Raw genomic sequence first — 15,795 nt, 5'->3', positions numbered from 1 at the left:
TGGCCGCGCTGGATCATCAGGGCCTCACCTATGGCACGCTGGTGCGCGAGCTGAAGATCGAGCGGACGCTGAACCGGCTGCCGCTGACCGAGGTGCAGTTCAACCTCGAACGGGTTGCCGACGGGCTGGCCATTCCGGGGCTGCAGATCCGGACGCATCCGAACCCGAAGGCGGCGGTGAACTTCGATCTGTTCTTCAACATGATCGAGGGGCCGGACGGGCTGCGGCTGGACGTGGATTACAACGCCGATGTCTATGACCCGGCGACGGTGCGGCGCTGGGTCGACCACCTCTCGACCGTGCTGCGGGCGATCGGCGCCGACAGCGCCCAGCCGCTGCGGCAGCTGCCGCTGGTGACCTTGGCCGACCTGCCCTGCCCGTCCGCCACCGCGATCACGCCACCCGAGACGCAGGTGCTGCACGATCTCGTCACGGCGCAGGCGGCCCGTACGCCCGACGCGCCGGCGGTGGCCTTCGGCGCCACCAGCCTGAGCCATGCCGAGCTGGCGCTGCGCAGCGATGCGCTGGCCGCCCGGCTGCTGGCCGCCCTGCCCCCGGGACGTGGCCGGGTGGCGGTGGCGCTCGACCGGTCGGAAGCCCTGCCGGTGGCGCTGCTGGCGGTGCTGAAGGCGGGTCACGCCTTCGTGCCGCTCGACCCGCGTCACCCGGCGCCGCGGCTGCGGCAGGTGCTGGAGACGGCGCAGGTCAAGGCGCTGATCCTGCCCGACGCGCAATTGCCGGCCTATGCAGAGGGTCTCGGCGTGCTGCCCGTCGCCATCGACGGCCCCGCCGCCCCGCCGGCGGAGCTGCCCGAGGTGGCGCCGGAAGGCCCGGCCTATGTCATCTTCACCTCCGGCTCGACCGGCGCGCCGAAGGGCGTGGAGGTGCCGCACAGGGCGGTGGTGAACTGCCTCGCCTCGATGGCGGCGGAGCCCGGCTTCGGTGCGTCGGACCGGCTGCTGGCGGTCACCACCGTCTCCTTCGACATCGCCATCCTCGAGCTGTTCCTGCCGCTGATCACCGGCGGCACGGTGGAGATCGCCGCGACGGAGGAGGTGCTGGACGGCTTCGCACTGGTCCGGCGGCTGCAGCGGGGCGACATCACGGTGATGCAGGCGACTCCGACGCTCTGGGGCATGCTGCTGGAGGCCGGGCTGCAACCGGTGGCCGGGCTGCGCATCCTCGCCGGGGGCGAGCCGCTGCCCCTGGATCTGGCGCGGCGGCTCATGGCGGGCGGGGCCGAGCTCTGGAACCTCTACGGCCCGACCGAGACGACGATCTGGTCGGCGGTGAACCGCATCCGCCCCGGGGACGCGGTGATCAGCATCGGCCATCCTATCGCCAACACCGAGCTGCAGGTGCTGTCGCCAGAGGGCCAGTTGCTGCCGGTGGGGGTGACGGGCGAGCTGAACATCGGCGGCGCCGGACTGGCGCGCGGCTACTTCGGCCGCGACGACCTGACGGCCGCGGCCTTCCGCGACCTGACGCTCGACGGCGCGACGCGGCGGCTCTACCGCACCGGCGACCGGGCGCGGCGGCTGGCGGACGGGACGATCGAGCTGCTGGGCCGCGGCGACGGACAGATCAAGCTGCGCGGCTTCCGCATCGAACTGGGCGAGATCGAGATGGCGCTGCGCGGCGTGGAGGGCGTGGCGCAGGCGGCGGTCGACCTGCGCGCCCCGCCCGGCGGCGACAAGCAGCTGGTGGCCTATGTCGTGGCCGCGCCCGGCGCCGCCCCGGCTCCCGAAAGCCTGATGCGGGCGCTGGAGCAGCGCTTGCCGAACTACATGGTCCCGGCGCGCTACGTCCGCCTGGAGACGCTGCCGCAGACGCTGAACGGCAAGCTCGACCGCAAGGCGCTGCAGGCGCCCGAAGGCATGGACGGCCTGCTGCAGCCGCGCGACATCACCCCCCCGGCCTCGCCGATGGAGGAGCGGCTGGCCGGGATCTGGGCCAAGGTGCTGGGGGTGGAGGCGGTCTCGACCACCGAGACGCTCTACAGTCTCGGGGCGGATTCGCTAACGGTGTTCCGCATCGCGGCGCGGATGCTCGACGCCGGGCTGAACCTCGAGGCGCGGGACCTGCTGACCCATCCGACGATCCGCGAGCTCGCCGCCTTCGCCGCGGCGCGCGAGGGCGATGGCGCGGCGAGCAGCCGGCCCTCGCTGAAATCCTTCCGCCATGGCGCGCGCCGCGAGGGAGCCTTCGCATCATGACCCTGCACGATCCGCTTCCCGAACTCGTCATCGCCCGCTTTCCCGCCACGGCGACCCAGCTGCGCTGCTGGTTCCTCGATCAGGTGACGCCGGGCAACCCGGCGCTGAACGTCGCCGTCCGCTGGGAACTGCGGGGCCCGGTGCAACCCGCCACGATCGAGGCCGCCTTCCAGCGGGTGATCGACCGGCACGAGGTGCTGCGCACCCGGCTGGTGGAGCGCGACGGCGCGCTGGTGCAGGAGGTTGCCGCCAATGTGCGATTCCGCCTCGCCGTCGTCGAGCTGCGCGTGGCGGGCGACGAGGACCCCGCCGCCCGGATCGAAAGCATCGCCCATGCCAATGGCAGCGTCCCCTTCGACCTCAGCCAGCCCGGGCTGATAAGGGCGACGCTGGTCCGCATCAGCGCCGAGCGGGCCATGCTGCTGATCGTGGCGCATCAGGCCTGTTTCGACGGTTTCTCGATCCGCATCCTCGGCCAGGAGATCGGGACCATCGCCGCCGCGCTGGAGGAGGGGCGCGAGCCCGACCTGCCGGACCTGCCGCTGCAATACGGCGATTTCGCGCTGTGGCAGCAGGAATACCTGGCCTGCGGCGTGCTGGAGGATGACGCGGCCTATTGGCGGGCGCAGCTGGCCGACGCCCCCTATTTCGAGGTGGAGCCCGACCTGCCGCGCCCGGCGAAGCGGGGCACCGGGGCGGCGATGATCTCCGCCGACCTGCCGCCCAGTTTCGGCGAGCGGCTGGAGGCCGAGGCCAAGCGGCGCGGCGTGTCGGTCTTCGCCTTCGGCTCGGCGGTGCTGTCGCGCTGCCTCGCGCGCTTCACCGGCCAGTCCGACATCCTGGTCGGCACCCAGATCGCCGGGCGCAACGATGTCGATCTGGAGCTGCTGATCGGGGTTTTCATCAACAATCTCGTGCTGCGCCTGCCGACCGACCCGGAGGCGAGCTTCAGCGACCACCTGCTGCGGGTGCGAGAGGTGGTGCAGGAGGCGCTGGCGCATCAGGCGATGCCGTTCAACAAGCTGGTCGAGCTGATGAATCCGGCCCGCGACCCGTCGCGCACGCCGCTGATCTCGGTGAACTTCAACATCCAGCGCACCTTCCTGCAGAACCGGCGCTACGGCAGTTTCGAGCTGGTCTCGGCCCCGTCGCATTCGCCGGGCGCGGTCTATGACCTGAACTTCCAGATCGTCGGCCGGCCCTCGGGCTGGCGGGTGACGCTGGAATATGCCACCGAACTGTTCCGCCCCGGCACCATCGACGCGCTGCTGGCCCTGCTGCTCGACGCTTTCGAACAGGCGCTGGATGCGCCCGAGCTGCCGCTGAAGGCGCTGCCGCTCGACCCGGCGCTGGAGGACCGGCGCGAGCACCGGGCGAGCCATCTCGGCCGGCTGGAGACGGTGGCGCGCGAACTCGGGTCGGTGGCCGACGTGGCGGCGGTGGAGGACCGTGGCGGCAGCTATGTCTTCGTCGCGCCCGCGCCGGGCCAGTCCACGCCGTTGGAGGACCTGCCAGCGGAGGTGATGAGCCATCTCGCCGCGCGGCTGCCGGCGGCGGAGCTGCCGTTGGGGGTGAGCGTGCTTCTGGAGCTGCCGCGCGACGCGCAGGGCCAGCCGCGCCGCGCCGCTCTGCGCATCCCGCGCAAGGCGCCGCCGCCGATCGCCTCGCCCGCCCCGGTCGACGGGGTCGAGGACCGGCTGGCGGAGATCTGGCGCGAGATCCTCGGCGTCTCCGCGATCCGGCCGGGGGCGAGCTTCTTCGACCATGGCGGGCATTCGCTGCTGGTGCTGCGCATGCTGGGGCGGGTGCAGCAGGTCTTCGGCTATGCGCCCGGCATCGGCGCGATCTACGAAGATCCGACCCTGCGCGGGCTGGCGGCGCGGATCGCCGAGCGCATGGCCCGCCCCGCCGCGGCCGAGGACGACTGGCGCATCCTGCCGCTGGCGCGGACCGGAACCGGCACGCCACTGATCGCGGTCAACAACGCGGCGACGGCGCTGGCGATTCATGCCGGCTTCAGCGCCGAGCGCCCCACCTTCTGCGTGCGGATTTTCGACGGCGCCCCCGGCGCCGTCCACCCGCCGCGCCGGATGGAGGAGATCGCCGCGGAGTACGCCCGGATCATCGTGAAGGCGCAGCCGCAGGGGCCCTACCTGCTGTTCGGAATCTGCGTGCATGGCAACGTGGCGCTGGAGGCGGCGCGGGTGCTGCAGGCCGAGGGGCACGAGATCGCCGCCGTGGTGCTGAAGGATGTCTGGGAACCGCATTTCGTCGACCGGCTGATGTCGGACCGGCGGATGCGCTGGCAGGATCGGATGCACACGCTGCGGCGCAAGATCCGGCGCTGGCGGTTGGGCCAGCTGTCGGGCGGGGCCTTCCTCGGCAGCTACACGCTGGTCCGCCGCTCCGGCCTGCTGCATGTCGCCCGGGCGTTGCGGCTGATCGACCGGGTACGCCGGATGGATCTGGAGCCGGAGCAGGAGGGCTTCCTCGACTTCCTGACCCGGGCGCGCGACCGCTACCACCCGGCCCCGATCGACATCCCGGTGCTGCATGCGGTGACCGACGACGTGCCGCGCGGCGGAAGGTTCGACGCCTCGCTCGGCTGGGAGCATATCGTCACCGGCCGGCTGAAGACGGTGCGGATCCCCGAGATCCTGGCGATGCGCGAGGTCCGGATCGGCACCGACGCGCTGGCCCGCGAGATCGAGGTCTTCCTCGCCGAGGCCCGCCCCGCGCGGCAGGCGCCGCCGGCATGACAGCCGGCGGTCCGCTGCGGTCGGGGCTGCGGTGATGCACCGGGCCTTCCCCCTCGCCGTGCTGCTGGCGGCGCTCCTGACCCTCGGTTTCCTGCCGGTCGATCGGCTGCCGGAGAAGGCGCGGTTCTGGGCCTGGCGCAGCCTGCCGGCGGGCCTCGGCGCGCCGGCGGCGCAGCAGTCCTTCGTCCGGATGCCGGACGGGGTGCGGCTGGCGACCGATGTATACCTGCCCGACGCGCCCGGACCGCGCCCGACGGTGCTGGTCCGGTTGCCCTATGGCAAGGACCGCTTCGGCGACGTGTTCTACTGGATCGACGTCTTCGTCGCGCGCGGCTACGCCGTGGTGGCGCAGGACATGCGCGGCCGCTACGCCTCGGAGGGGGAATTCGCCCTCTACCGCCACGAACAGGCCGACGCGATGGCGACGCTGGACTGGATCGCCGCGCAGCCCTGGTCGAACGGCCGGGTCGGCACCGTCGGCTGCTCAGCGCTGGGAGAGACGCAGATCCTGCTGGCGGCGGGGCGGCATCCGGCGCACCGGGCGATGATCCCGCTGGGCGCGGGCGGCGCCGCGGGGGCGCTTGACGGAAGGGCCAGCTATTTCGGCGGCTACGAGGGCGGCATCCTGAACCTCGCCTCCTCCTTCGGCTGGTTCTCGGCCGCGGGCGGCAAGACCGGCGACCGGATGGACGCGCCCTACGTCGATTACGCCACGGCCCTACCGGGCCTGCCGCTCCTGTCGATGGTCGCCAGGGTGCGGCCCGATGCGACCGACTGGGAGGATTTCGTCAGCCGCTTCGCCGATGCGGCCTGGTGGAAGGCGGCGGGCTTCATCGACGGGTCGGAGAGTTTCGCCACGCCGGGGCTGATGGTGGACACCTGGTACGACCCCTCGATCGGCGGCAGCTTCGCGCTGACCGCCAAGATGCGCGAGACGGCGCCAGAGCAGCACCTGCTGATCGCGCCGGGCACCCATTGCAACCACTCCGGGGCTGCCGGGTCCGGCGCGGTGGGCGACACCCCGGTCGGGCCGGAGGCGATGCTGCCCTTCGAGAGTCTCTTCGTGGATTTCATGGGGCATTACCTGCAGGACCTGCCTGCGCCGGAGCTGCCGCCCTATCTCTATTACGTCCTCGTCGAGGACCGCTGGCGCGAGGCGGAAAGCTGGCCGCCGGAAGGCACGGAGCGGCGGGAGTTCCTGCTCGGCTCGGGGGGCGACACCCGTTCGGCGGCCGGCGACGGGCGGCTGCTCGAAACGCCCGGGACGGCGGCGACCGACAGCATTGTCAGCGATCCGGCCGATCCGGTACCTTCGATCGGCGGGGCAATCTGCTGCACCGGGGCGCTGGATGACCGGGCGGGCCCGCGCTACCAGGACGAGGTCGAGGCCCGGCAGGACGTGCTGGTCTATACCTCCGACCCCGGTGACAGCGACCTGCTGATCGCCGGCCCGCTTTCGGCCCGGCTCTTCGTCTCGACCGACACGCCGGACGCCGACATCGTGGCCCGGCTGTCGGATGTCGGCCCTGACGGCCGCTCGCGCATGATCCAGGAGGGCGCGCTGCGGCTGCGCTGGCGCGACGGGTTCGCGGCGCCGAACCTCATGCAGCCGGGCGAGGTGGTCGAGGCCGAGGTCGACATGCGCCACATCGCCTATCTGCTGCAAGCCGGTCACCGGCTGCGGCTGACCCTCGCCGGCAGCAGCTTTCCCCGGCTGGAGCGCAACCTGAACACCGGCGGGCGGAACTACGACGAGACGGAGGGTCGCCGCGCGACCCTCACGCTTCACACCGGCAGCGGCACACCGTCGGCGCTGACCATGTTCATCCTCAGCGAGTGATTGGCCACTTCTGAGGTGATGATCATCGAGATCTCGCGCCGGAACCGCTCCGCCCCGAACCGCTGCGCGAGGTCGGAGATCCGCTGGGCGTCGAACCGGGCATAGGTCCGCTCGAAGCGCAGCACGGCGGCTTGCAGGCAAGCGGCGTCCTGACGGTCGAAGAAGACGCCGGAGACGCCCTCGGTGACGCTGTCGAGAATGCCGCCGCGACCATAGGCGATCACCGGCGTGCCGCAGGACATGGCCTCGACCGGGACGATGCCGAAATCCTCCTCGCCCGGGAAGATCAGCGCCTTGGCGCAGCCGTAGAGCTTTGCGAGATCCTCGTTCGAGACCCGGCCCAGCATGAAGACGTTGTTCGGCAGGTCGCGGGCGAGCTGCGCCGCCTCCTCGCCCTCGCCGACCACCAGGAGCTTCTGGTTCAGCCCGCGGAAGGCGTCGATCACCAGATCGGGGCGCTTGTAATGCACCAGCTGCGACACGAAGAGGTAATAGCTGCGCGGCTGCGCCGGCACGGGCAGCCGGTAGAGGCCGAGGTCGACCGGCGGGTTCACCACATCGGCCTCGCGGTGATAGTAGCGCTGCACCCGATCGGCGACGAACTGCGAATTGGCGATGAAGCGGTCCACCCGGGAGGCTGAGGTGACATCCCACATCCGCAACCGGTGCGCGAGCATCGAGAAATAGGCCCGCTTCAGCCCCGACAGCCGGCTGCGATAGACCGGGTACTGGTCCCAGAGATAGCGCATCGGCGTGTGGACATAGCAGATGTGCGGCACATGCGGCGGCACGATGACCCCCTTGGCCGGCCCGCTCTCGCAGGAGATGACGAGATCGAACTGCGACAGGTCGATCTCTTCCAGCGCGCGGGGCATCAGCGCCAGGTATTTCTGATAATGGGTCCTGGCGAAGGGCAGCCGGGCGATGAAGGTCTCGTGCAGCGGCCGGTCGAGGATGATTGGCGACAGCTTCGAACGGTCGGCGACATGGGTGAAGATCTCCGCTTGCGGGAACAGCCGCAACAGCTCCTCCAGCACGCGCTCGCCGCCGCGCATCGACACCAGCCAGTAATGGATGATGGCGACACGCTGGGTTCTCATCTGGTCATCGAGCATAATCATACCTGTACAATTCCCGGGCCGCGGTATGCCCCTTGCCGACCTGCGTCATCACCGTGCCGATCACCGGCGCGCCTGCTTCCTCGAGCCTTTCGATCGCGCTGGTCACCAGCGTCTTGGGCGTCATGCCGCTGCGCACCACCAGCAGCGTGGTGTCGACGTGGCGCGACAGCACCAGCGCGTCGGCGATGTCGAGCACCGGCGGCGCGTCGATCAGCACCACGTTGAACTGGCGCGACAGCATCGTCACCAACTCGCCCAGACGGGGCGAGGCCAGCAGATCGGCGCTGTTGGGCGACGAGCGCAGCGGCGCCAGAACGCGCAGGCCGAAGGGCAGCTCGGCGGGCTTCAGCTCCGAAAGCTCGATCCGCCCGGCGAGGTAGTCCACCACGCAGCCCTGCTGCGACGAGAGGTCGAGTACGCTGCGGGTCATCGAGCGGCGCAGGTCGAGATCGAGCAGCACCGCGCTGATCGAGACCCGCGGCAGCACCGCGGCCAAGGCGGCGCAGGTGCTGGACTTGCCCTCGCCCTGCAGCGCCGAAGTCAGCATCAGCACCTTGGGCCGGCCGACGCTGCGCACATCGAAAAGCTGGGCCCGCAGCGCGCTGATCGCATCGAGATAGGGCGAGTAGTCGCCGCGCGACAGCACATCCGCCAGCCAGGGCCGCTTGCGCCGCCGCGGTTCGATCGGGATCATCCCCAGCACCGGGCAGGCGGTGATCTGGCGCAGTTCGCCGCTGGCATGGACGCGGCTGGTCACCGCCTCATGCAGGAAGGCGCCCGCGATGCCGAGCGACAGGCCGAAGACCCCGGCGACCATCAGCAGCAGCTTCTTGCGCGGCGAGGTGGGCGCGGTCGGCGGCACCGCGACGGTGACGATGCGGGCGTCCGGGCGCTGGAAATCCGACTGGGCGTTGGTTTCGGTCAGCCGCGACAGGAAGTTCTCGTAGACCATCCGCATGGCGGAGGCCTCGCGCTCCAGCTGGTTCAACTTCACCGCTGCGGCCGAGAGCATCACCAGCCGCTTCTCGATGTCCTTGATCTGGTTCTGCAGCGCCGCCTCGCGCTGCGTCGCCACATCGACGTCGCTCTTCATGCTCTCGATGATCCGCCGCACCTCGGCCTCGGTCCGTTCGTCGAGGTCCTTCACTCTGGCGTCGAGACGCACCGTGTCGGGATGCCGGCGGCCCAGCCTCGCGTCGGTCTGGGCCTGTTCGCTGGCGATGTCGATCCGCTCGCGCTGCAGCGTCTCGAGCAGCGGCGAGGAGACGACATGGGCGACGGCGGTCAGGCCGGAATCCTTCAGCCGCTGCGAGACGATCTCGTAGCGCACCCGGGCGTCGGAGCGTTCCGAGGCGGTGGCGACGAGGCGGGAGTTCAGGTCGACGAGATACTGCGCCGTCGTCTCCTGGTTGGCCCCGACCTCGTCCGCCGTCTTTGCCCGCAGGTCGAGGATCGCCTGATCCGCCGCCTCCACCGCCGAGGAGAGCTCCCCCAGCCGCTTCTGCAGCCAGGCGGTGGCGCGCAGCGTCGATGCGCGCTTGGTCGCGACCTGGTCGGCGATATATTCCTCGGCCAGCGCATTGGCGAAGCGCGCCGCCTGCTTGGGATCGTTTGCCTTGTAGGAGATGCCGATGGCGTAGGAGATGCCGACCTGCGCCACGGTCAGGTTGGCGGTCACCTTCTGGATCACCCGGTCGCGCAGCTCCGGCGGGACGCCGGCCTGAGACGTGGCCTCGCCGGCGAGGTTCAGCTTGTCCACCACCCGGCCGATCAGCGTGTTGGATTTCAGCGAGACGATCTCGCCGGCGATGACCGAGTTGGACACCGCGAGATCGGAGACGATCTGCTCGACGTCGGTCACCCGTTCCTGCCGGGTGTCGAGAATGACTTGGGAATAGGCGGCGTAAACCGGCACCGCTTGCTTGACATAGGCATACATCCCGCCGAGCGCCAAGACCGTGCAGGCGAGGATCAGCCACTTCCGGCGGCGGATCACATCGGCGATGAAGCCGAGGTCGTCAGTCGCCTCAGTGCCACGGCGATTCTCGGCCTCGGCCGCCGGGCCTGTCATGCCGCCGTTCTCCGCCACCGCGCGTCTCATTGCGACATCTCCTCCGCGCCTTCGGGAGGCCGCACGGCCACGACCACCAGATCGCCGGGCAGCAGTTCGGCCTGGCCGTCGACCGGAAGGCTGACCGTCTGCTCGACCGTGCGCCGCCGCACCTCGTATTCGATGCGGAAGGCGTCGTTGGCGTTCACCGCCGCGTTCATCCACTGGGTGATGAGGTCGATCCGGTCGCTCACCGACTCGTATTCGCCGAGCTTCTTCTCGACCTCGGTCTGCAGGTCCTGCGCCTGGCTCAGAAGGCTCTGGCCGCGCGCGCTTTCCAGCCGCGACATCTCGCGGCGCAGATCGCCCAGCGTCCGGCGCAGCACCGATTGCTGTTCGAGGATCTGCAGCAGCTGTCCCTCCCCCGCCTTCGCCGCCCTTTCGAGCTGCGACAGCGACGAGCTGGTCACCAGCCCCGACTGCGCCAGCTCGCGCTTGCGGGTCAGGTCCTCGGTGTCATAGGCCAGCGCGTCGGTCTGCACCGTCTGCCGGTCGGTGAGCAGCTTCAGCTGGCTCTCGGCCTCGGCGATGGCCGAGGCGAGCAGCGTCTTCTGCACCTCGTGGTCGGCGCGTTCCAGTGCAAGGATCTTGTCCTCCTTCGGCTTCAGCGCCTGGAAGGCCGCCGGGTCGAGGACGTCGCGCACCGGCTTGGGCACGTCGTTCCAGTCGATCTCGGGCCTTTCGCGCTGCAGGGCCTCGCTGCGCGCCACCTTGGCGGCGAGCCGGACGAGGTCGGTCTGCACTGCGGAAAGCTGGGCGGTCAGATTGCGCCGCTCGAGAATACGCGTCTCCTCGTTGTCGTAGAGCAGCATGGCTCCACCGGCGAGGCCAAGCGCCTGTTCGGCGGTGAGAAACGGGTGGAAGTCGTAAAATCCGGGTGCGCGAACATCGCCCATGACAAAGACAGGCCTGAAAGCCGCCACCGAAATGGCAATTGTGGGATTTACGTAAATCTCCCGCGAGACATAGGCGTTATAAAGCTTGTCGCGCGCCTTTTCTATCGACAGCTCGGCAATACGGAATCCTCCGATCAAGGGCAGTTGAATGGACCCGTCGCTACCCACCGTGTATTTCTGCGATGGATCGCTGTCGTCGAGGATATCCAGCTCGATCTGGTCGCCGACATTGATCAGATAGTCTTCCTGCGAAGCGAAGAGGTCGCCAGAGCCGAGAAGAACGGCCATCACAAAAGCTGGGATATAATTAATGCGCAATTGGCTACGCCTGAAGGCGCCCCCCTTATACCCACAACAATAGTCCGTCTAAATCCTGATGAATGCCTCACCGTAGCACGGCAAACCGAGTCGCATAAAAAAATCGGCGTCGGGCCGGAACCGCATCCGTTTTGAACTCCGACAATCTCTGAATGACGCGATTGGCTGGCACTCGCCCAAGGGAAGAATGTCGGCGTTAATAACGCCGCAATATTCTCACATTGATCCTATTATTCCACCATGACGCGATTGGTCTCGACGCTTTCTCGGTAAAGTTTCCAAGCCCGCGAGCGCCGTGACGCAGGTGCGGCAGAATGTCGCAGCCAGACTCTCGGCGGTCCATCGCTGCGCTCCGACAGCCCGTTCCCCGCTGGACCCGGGACCCGCCCGCGCTAGCCTTGGAGAGATGCCATGGAGCGCCGATGACCAACCCTGCCCCAGACGCCCTCGCCCGGCTCAGCGCGGGCCTGCTGACGACAGGCGCAGCGCTGGAGATCTTCGACCGGCTGCCGCCGGCAAGCCTCGCCAAGATGATCGGCGACTGGGAAGGCCGCGGCGTCGCCACCGGCCATCCGCTGGACGGGCTGCTCGAAGCCTATGGCTGGCGCGGCAAGCGCTTCGACTCGCCCGAGGCGGCGCATCCCCTGCTCTTCGGCACGGACGGCGGGGTTTTCGCGATCAGCCCCGCCTTCCTGCCCCTGGGGCTGGCGCTGCGTTTTGCGCCCTTGCTGCGGCACAGGGCGGTCGCGGCGATCGGCAGGCCGGCGCTGCGGCTGCTGCGCAGCCGGCGGCCACAAGCCCGGCTGCGGATGGTGGAGTATCGCGGCGTGGTGACGGCGACGATGATCTACGACGCGCTGCCGATCCTCGACGCCTTCCGCCGGATTGACGACGAGCACCTGCTGGGGGCGATGGACCTGCGCCAGAGCGAACGGCCCTTCTTCTTCCTGCTGCGCCGCCGCTGAAGTCTCAGGCCCGCGCCGGCCCTTCCTCCACCGGTTCGCCCAGCGACTCCTTCACCTCCGCCGGGCCGATCTCCGCCATGGAGATCAGCCGCGCGCCGCTCTGATAGGTGAGGTAGAGCCAGAGCCACTGGATCGAGACCGCGATGCGGTTCTGGAAGCCGACCAGCAGATAGACATGCACCACCGCCCAGAGCAGCCAGGCGCCCCAGCCGCGCAGCGCCCGCTTGCCGGTCTCGTAGACTGCGGCATGGCGGCCGACGATGGCGGTGTTGCCCTTGCTGCGGTAGTGGAACTCCGTCAGTGGCGCGCCGGTCTGCAAGTGCTGCGCGAGACTTTCCCCGAGATGCGCGCCCTGCTGCTTGGCGACCTGCGCCAGCCCCGGCAGGGGCTTGCCGTCCTCGCCCTCGCAGCGCGCGACATCGCCCAAGGCCAGCACCCGCTCCTGACCCACCACCTCCAGCCGCCGCGTCACCGCGATGCGGCCGGCCTTGTCGACCTCGCCCAGTTGTCGCGCCAGCGGCGAGCCGGTGACGCCGGCGGCCCAGACCACCAGCCCGACCGGCAGCGTCTCGCCGCCGACGGTCAGGCTCTCGGCGGTGATCGCCTCGACGCTGCGCCCGGTCAGCACCTTCACCCCCAGCCGCTCCAGCCGGCGGCGGGCGAAGTCGGAGGAGCCCTCGCCGAAGGCCGAGAGCAACCGCGGCCCGGCCTCGACCAAGAGGATGCGGGCCGCCTCGGGATGGATGCGGCGGAAGTCGCGGGCGAGGGTGAAGCGGCTGAGCTCGGCCAGCGCGCCGGAAAGCTCGACGCCGCTGGGGCCGCCGCCGATGACCGCGAGGGTCATCAGCCGCTCGCGCTCGGCCGGGTCCTCGCAACGCTCGGCATGTTCGAAACTCATCAGCACCCGGGTGCGGATCTGCCGCGCGTCCTCGATGGTCTTCAGACCCGGGGCCACCCTTGCCCAGTCGTCATGGCCGAAATAGCCGGTCTTCGCCCCGGTGGCGAGGATGAGCCAGTCGTAGCTTATCTCCGCTCCGTCGGCGCAGTGCAGCCGGCGCGCCTCCGGGTCGATCCGCTCCACCTCGCCCATCCTGACGCTGACGCTGGGAAAGCGGCTGAGGATGCTGCGGATCGGCTCGGCGATATGCGGGGCCGAGAGCGCGGCGGTGGCAACCTGGTAGAGCAGCGGCTGGAACAGGTGGTGGTTCTGCCGGTCGATCACCGTCACCCGGACGCCGCACGCCCCCAGCGTCTTCGCCGCCTCGAGCCCGCCGAAGCCGGCCCCGAGGATCACCACATGCGGGCCCCCGCCCGCGCCATTCCGATCTGTCATGCGCGCTCCTTTCCAGACCCAACGGAGCGCCCGGCGATGGGTTCCAGCGCCGGGGTCAGTAGACGGCCACCAGCCGGCCGGAAAGCCGATGCACCTCGATCGGCGTCTCGTAGACCTCTTCCAGGAAGTCCGCCTGCATCACCGTCTCGGGCGGGCCATGCCGCAGGATGCGGCCGTCCTTCATCGCGACGATCCGGTCGCAGCAGGCCGAGGCCATGTTGATGTCGTGCAGAACCACGACCACGGTCTTGCCCAGCTCACGCGCGGCCTTGCCGATCAGGGTCATGATGCCGACAGCATGGCGGATGTCGAGGTTGTTCAGCGGCTCGTCCAGCAGGATGTAGTCGGTGTCCTGACAGAGCACCATGGCGATGAAGGCGCGCTGCCGCTGGCCGCCCGACAGTTCGTCGAGGAAGCGGTCGGCGAAGGGCTCGAGGCCGAGATAGGCGATGGCCCGGGCGGTGTGGGTCGCATCCGCCTCGGTCGGTCGGCCGCGCGAATGCGGGTAGCGGCCGAAGGCCACCAGATCGCGGACCGTCAGCCGGGCGGCGAGGTGGTTGTCCTGCCGCAGCACCGCGAGCCGGCGCGCCACCTCGGCCCCGTGCGCGCGGGCGAGGTCCAGCCCCTCCAGCAGCACCCGGCCGCTGTCGGCCTTCATCATCCGGCCGATGATCGACAGCAGAGTGGATTTGCCCGCACCGTTCGGGCCGATGATCCCGGTGAGCCCGCCGCGGGGCAGGCTCAGCACCACATCGCGCAGCACGGCGGTCTCGCCGTAGGATTTGCACAGGTCTTCGACGGTGATCATCGCGATTTGCCCCTGACGACGAGAAGGATGAAGAAGAGGCCGCCGAGAAACTCGATCACGACGGCGAGCGCGGTGTCATAGTCGAAGACCCGCTCCAGGATGGTCTGCCCGCCGATCAACGCGACCAGCGCGATCAGCGCCGCCGCCGGCAGCAGCACGGCATGCCGCGTGGTGGGCAGCAGCAGATAGGCGAGGTTGGCGACCATCAGGCCGAAGAAGCCGACCGGCCCGACCAGCGCGGTTGAGACCGCGACCAGAACGGTCATCAGCCCCAGCACGATAGCCACCGTCCGGTCGTGATCGACGCCGAGCCCGATCGCCGCATCGCGGCCGAGCGCCAGCACGTCGAGCAGCGGCAACATCCGCCACAGGGCGATGCTCACCGCCAGAAGGATGAGAGCCGAGAAGCCGAGCAGGTCCTGATCCACCGCGTTGAAGCTGGCGAAGAGCCGGTCCTGCAGCACCAGGAACTCGTCCGGGTCGATCAGCCGCTGCATCAGCCCGGCGGAGGAGCGGAACAGCGTGCCGAAGACGATGCCGACCAGCAGCAGCAGGTGCAGCCCACGCTGGCTCGCGCCGAACAGCCAGCGATAGAGCAACCCGGCGAAGCCGCAGAGCAGCAGCGTCTCGACCGCGAAGCTCAGCCGCGGGTCCAGCGCAGAGAGCCGGGCCGAACCGAAGAGGAAGACGAGCCCGGTCTGCACCAGCACGAAGAGCGAGTCGAAGCCCATGATCGCCGGGGTCAGGATGCGGTTGCGCGTCACCGTCTGGAAGATCACCGTGGCCAGGGCGATGGCCACCGCGACCATCGCCAAGCCGGCCAGCTTGCGGCCGCGGAACGGCAGCACGAAATCCCAGTTGCCGCGCGCGCCCAGCGTCATGAACAGCACCGCCGCCAGCAGGGCCGCCAGACCCAGCGCGACCATCCGGCGGGCGATCATGCGGTCGCGCAGCTCAGGCGACACGGGACCGGCCCCGCAGCAGCAGGAACAGGAAGACGGCGCTGCCGAGAATGCCCATCGTGCCGCCGATCGGGATCTCGTAGGGCCGGATCACGATCCTGCCGAGGATGTCGCAAGCCAAGACCAGCCCGACCCCGCCGACCAGCGACAGCGGCAGGGTGCGGCGCATGTTGTCGCCCACCGCCAGCGCCGCGATGTTGGGCACGATCAGCCCGAGGAAAGGGATGGTCCCCACCGTCACCAGCACCGCCGCGCTGACCAGCGCCACCAGCGTCAACCCGGTCCCGACGATGCGCCGGTGGTTCAGCCCGAGGTTGGTGGCGAAGTCGCGCCCCATGCCGGCGACGGTGAAGCGGTCGGCGGCGAAGATGGCGAGACCGACCAGCGCCGCGACGATCCACAGAAGCTCGTAGCGGCCGCGCAGCACCACCGAGAAATCGCCCATGGTCCAGGCCCCGAGGCTCTGC

The 15,795-nt window shown here is 69.7% G+C and carries 11 protein-coding genes; 4 read left to right on the top strand and 7 right to left on the bottom strand.

Going from position 1 to position 15,795, the window contains the following annotated elements:
- The 3 genes from C5F48_RS16575 to C5F48_RS16565 all read left to right on the top strand — a co-directional run.
- The coding region (locus C5F48_RS16575) for a non-ribosomal peptide synthetase (RefSeq protein ID WP_146170623.1) at nt 1-2,216 on the top strand (2,216 nt) is incomplete at its 5' end.
- Nucleotides 2,213-4,975: a condensation domain-containing protein gene (locus tag C5F48_RS16570; RefSeq protein ID WP_107664983.1), complete on the top strand. Its 2,763-nt coding sequence runs from the start codon at nt 2,213-2,215 to the stop codon at nt 4,973-4,975. The genes C5F48_RS16575 and C5F48_RS16570, both read left to right, overlap by 4 nt.
- Nucleotides 4,976-5,009: 34 nt before the next feature.
- Nucleotides 5,010-6,815 (top strand): CocE/NonD family hydrolase, encoded by a 1,806-nt coding sequence (locus C5F48_RS16565; RefSeq protein WP_107664982.1) that lies wholly within the window; start codon nt 5,010-5,012, stop codon nt 6,813-6,815.
- On the opposite strand, the gene C5F48_RS16560 is transcribed toward C5F48_RS16565, so the two are convergent.
- Genes C5F48_RS16560 through C5F48_RS16550 form a run of 3 tightly spaced genes read right to left on the bottom strand, consistent with a single transcriptional unit; the run spans nt 6,761 to nt 11,230 of the window.
- Nucleotides 6,761-7,915 (bottom strand): glycosyltransferase, encoded by a 1,155-nt coding sequence (locus C5F48_RS16560; RefSeq protein WP_107664985.1) that lies wholly within the window; start codon nt 7,913-7,915, stop codon nt 6,761-6,763. The two genes, C5F48_RS16565 and C5F48_RS16560, sit on opposite strands and share 55 nt — an antisense overlap.
- A 4-nt stretch (nt 7,916-7,919) precedes the next feature.
- Nucleotides 7,920-10,037: a GumC family protein gene (locus C5F48_RS16555; RefSeq protein ID WP_107664981.1), complete on the bottom strand. Its 2,118-nt coding sequence runs from the start codon at nt 10,035-10,037 to the stop codon at nt 7,920-7,922.
- Nucleotides 10,034-11,230, bottom strand: coding sequence for a polysaccharide biosynthesis/export family protein (locus C5F48_RS16550; protein ID WP_107664980.1), 1,197 nt, complete (start codon nt 11,228-11,230; stop codon nt 10,034-10,036). The genes C5F48_RS16555 and C5F48_RS16550 overlap by 4 nt, the downstream gene beginning before the upstream one ends.
- Nucleotides 11,231-11,682: 452 nt before the next feature.
- Between C5F48_RS16550 and C5F48_RS16545 the strand changes: the two genes are divergently transcribed.
- On the top strand, nt 11,683-12,225 hold the full coding sequence (locus C5F48_RS16545; protein ID WP_107664979.1) for a DUF4334 domain-containing protein: 543 nt from the start codon (nt 11,683-11,685) through the stop codon (nt 12,223-12,225).
- A gap of 4 nt (nt 12,226-12,229) precedes the next feature.
- Here the strand turns inward: C5F48_RS16545 and C5F48_RS16540 are convergent, their stop codons facing one another.
- The 4 genes from C5F48_RS16540 to C5F48_RS16525 form a co-directional block, all read right to left on the bottom strand.
- Complete coding sequence (locus C5F48_RS16540; protein ID WP_107664978.1) at nt 12,230-13,558, bottom strand: NAD(P)/FAD-dependent oxidoreductase; 1,329 nt, start codon at nt 13,556-13,558, stop codon at nt 12,230-12,232.
- A 55-nt stretch (nt 13,559-13,613) separates the two neighbouring features.
- Nucleotides 13,614-14,366, bottom strand: coding sequence for an iron ABC transporter ATP-binding protein (locus C5F48_RS16535; protein ID WP_107664977.1), 753 nt, complete (start codon nt 14,364-14,366; stop codon nt 13,614-13,616).
- A complete protein-coding gene (locus tag C5F48_RS16530; RefSeq protein WP_245941346.1) occupies nt 14,363-15,331 on the bottom strand; it encodes an iron chelate uptake ABC transporter family permease subunit in 969 nt (322 codons plus the stop codon). Before C5F48_RS16530 ends, C5F48_RS16535 begins: the two co-directional genes overlap by 4 nt.
- The coding region (locus C5F48_RS16525) for an iron chelate uptake ABC transporter family permease subunit (RefSeq protein WP_146170622.1) at nt 15,321-15,795 on the bottom strand (475 nt) is incomplete at its 5' end. The genes C5F48_RS16530 and C5F48_RS16525, both read right to left, overlap by 11 nt.

Source organism: Cereibacter changlensis JA139 (genome assembly GCF_003034985.1).
GTDB lineage: Bacteria > Pseudomonadota > Alphaproteobacteria > Rhodobacterales > Rhodobacteraceae > Cereibacter > Cereibacter changlensis.
Note: the sequence above shows the minus strand (reverse complement) of the source record. Positions and strands in the feature narration are given on the sequence as shown.

Excerpts from the sequence above, each read along its gene's own strand:
- C5F48_RS16570 (WP_107664983.1), top strand. The coding sequence starts at position 2,213 with ATGACCCTGCACGATCCGCTTCCCGAACTCGTCATCGCCCGCTTTCCC.
- C5F48_RS16565 (WP_107664982.1), top strand. The coding sequence starts at position 5,010 with ATGCACCGGGCCTTCCCCCTCGCCGTGCTGCTGGCGGCGCTCCTGACC.
- C5F48_RS16560 (WP_107664985.1), bottom strand. The coding sequence starts at position 7,915 with ATGAGAACCCAGCGTGTCGCCATCATCCATTACTGGCTGGTGTCGATG.
- C5F48_RS16555 (WP_107664981.1), bottom strand. The coding sequence starts at position 10,037 with ATGAGACGCGCGGTGGCGGAGAACGGCGGCATGACAGGCCCGGCGGCC.
- C5F48_RS16550 (WP_107664980.1), bottom strand. The coding sequence starts at position 11,230 with ATGGCCGTTCTTCTCGGCTCTGGCGACCTCTTCGCTTCGCAGGAAGAC.
- C5F48_RS16545 (WP_107664979.1), top strand. The coding sequence starts at position 11,683 with ATGACCAACCCTGCCCCAGACGCCCTCGCCCGGCTCAGCGCGGGCCTG.
- C5F48_RS16540 (WP_107664978.1), bottom strand. The coding sequence starts at position 13,558 with ATGACAGATCGGAATGGCGCGGGCGGGGGCCCGCATGTGGTGATCCTC.
- C5F48_RS16535 (WP_107664977.1), bottom strand. The coding sequence starts at position 14,366 with ATGATCACCGTCGAAGACCTGTGCAAATCCTACGGCGAGACCGCCGTG.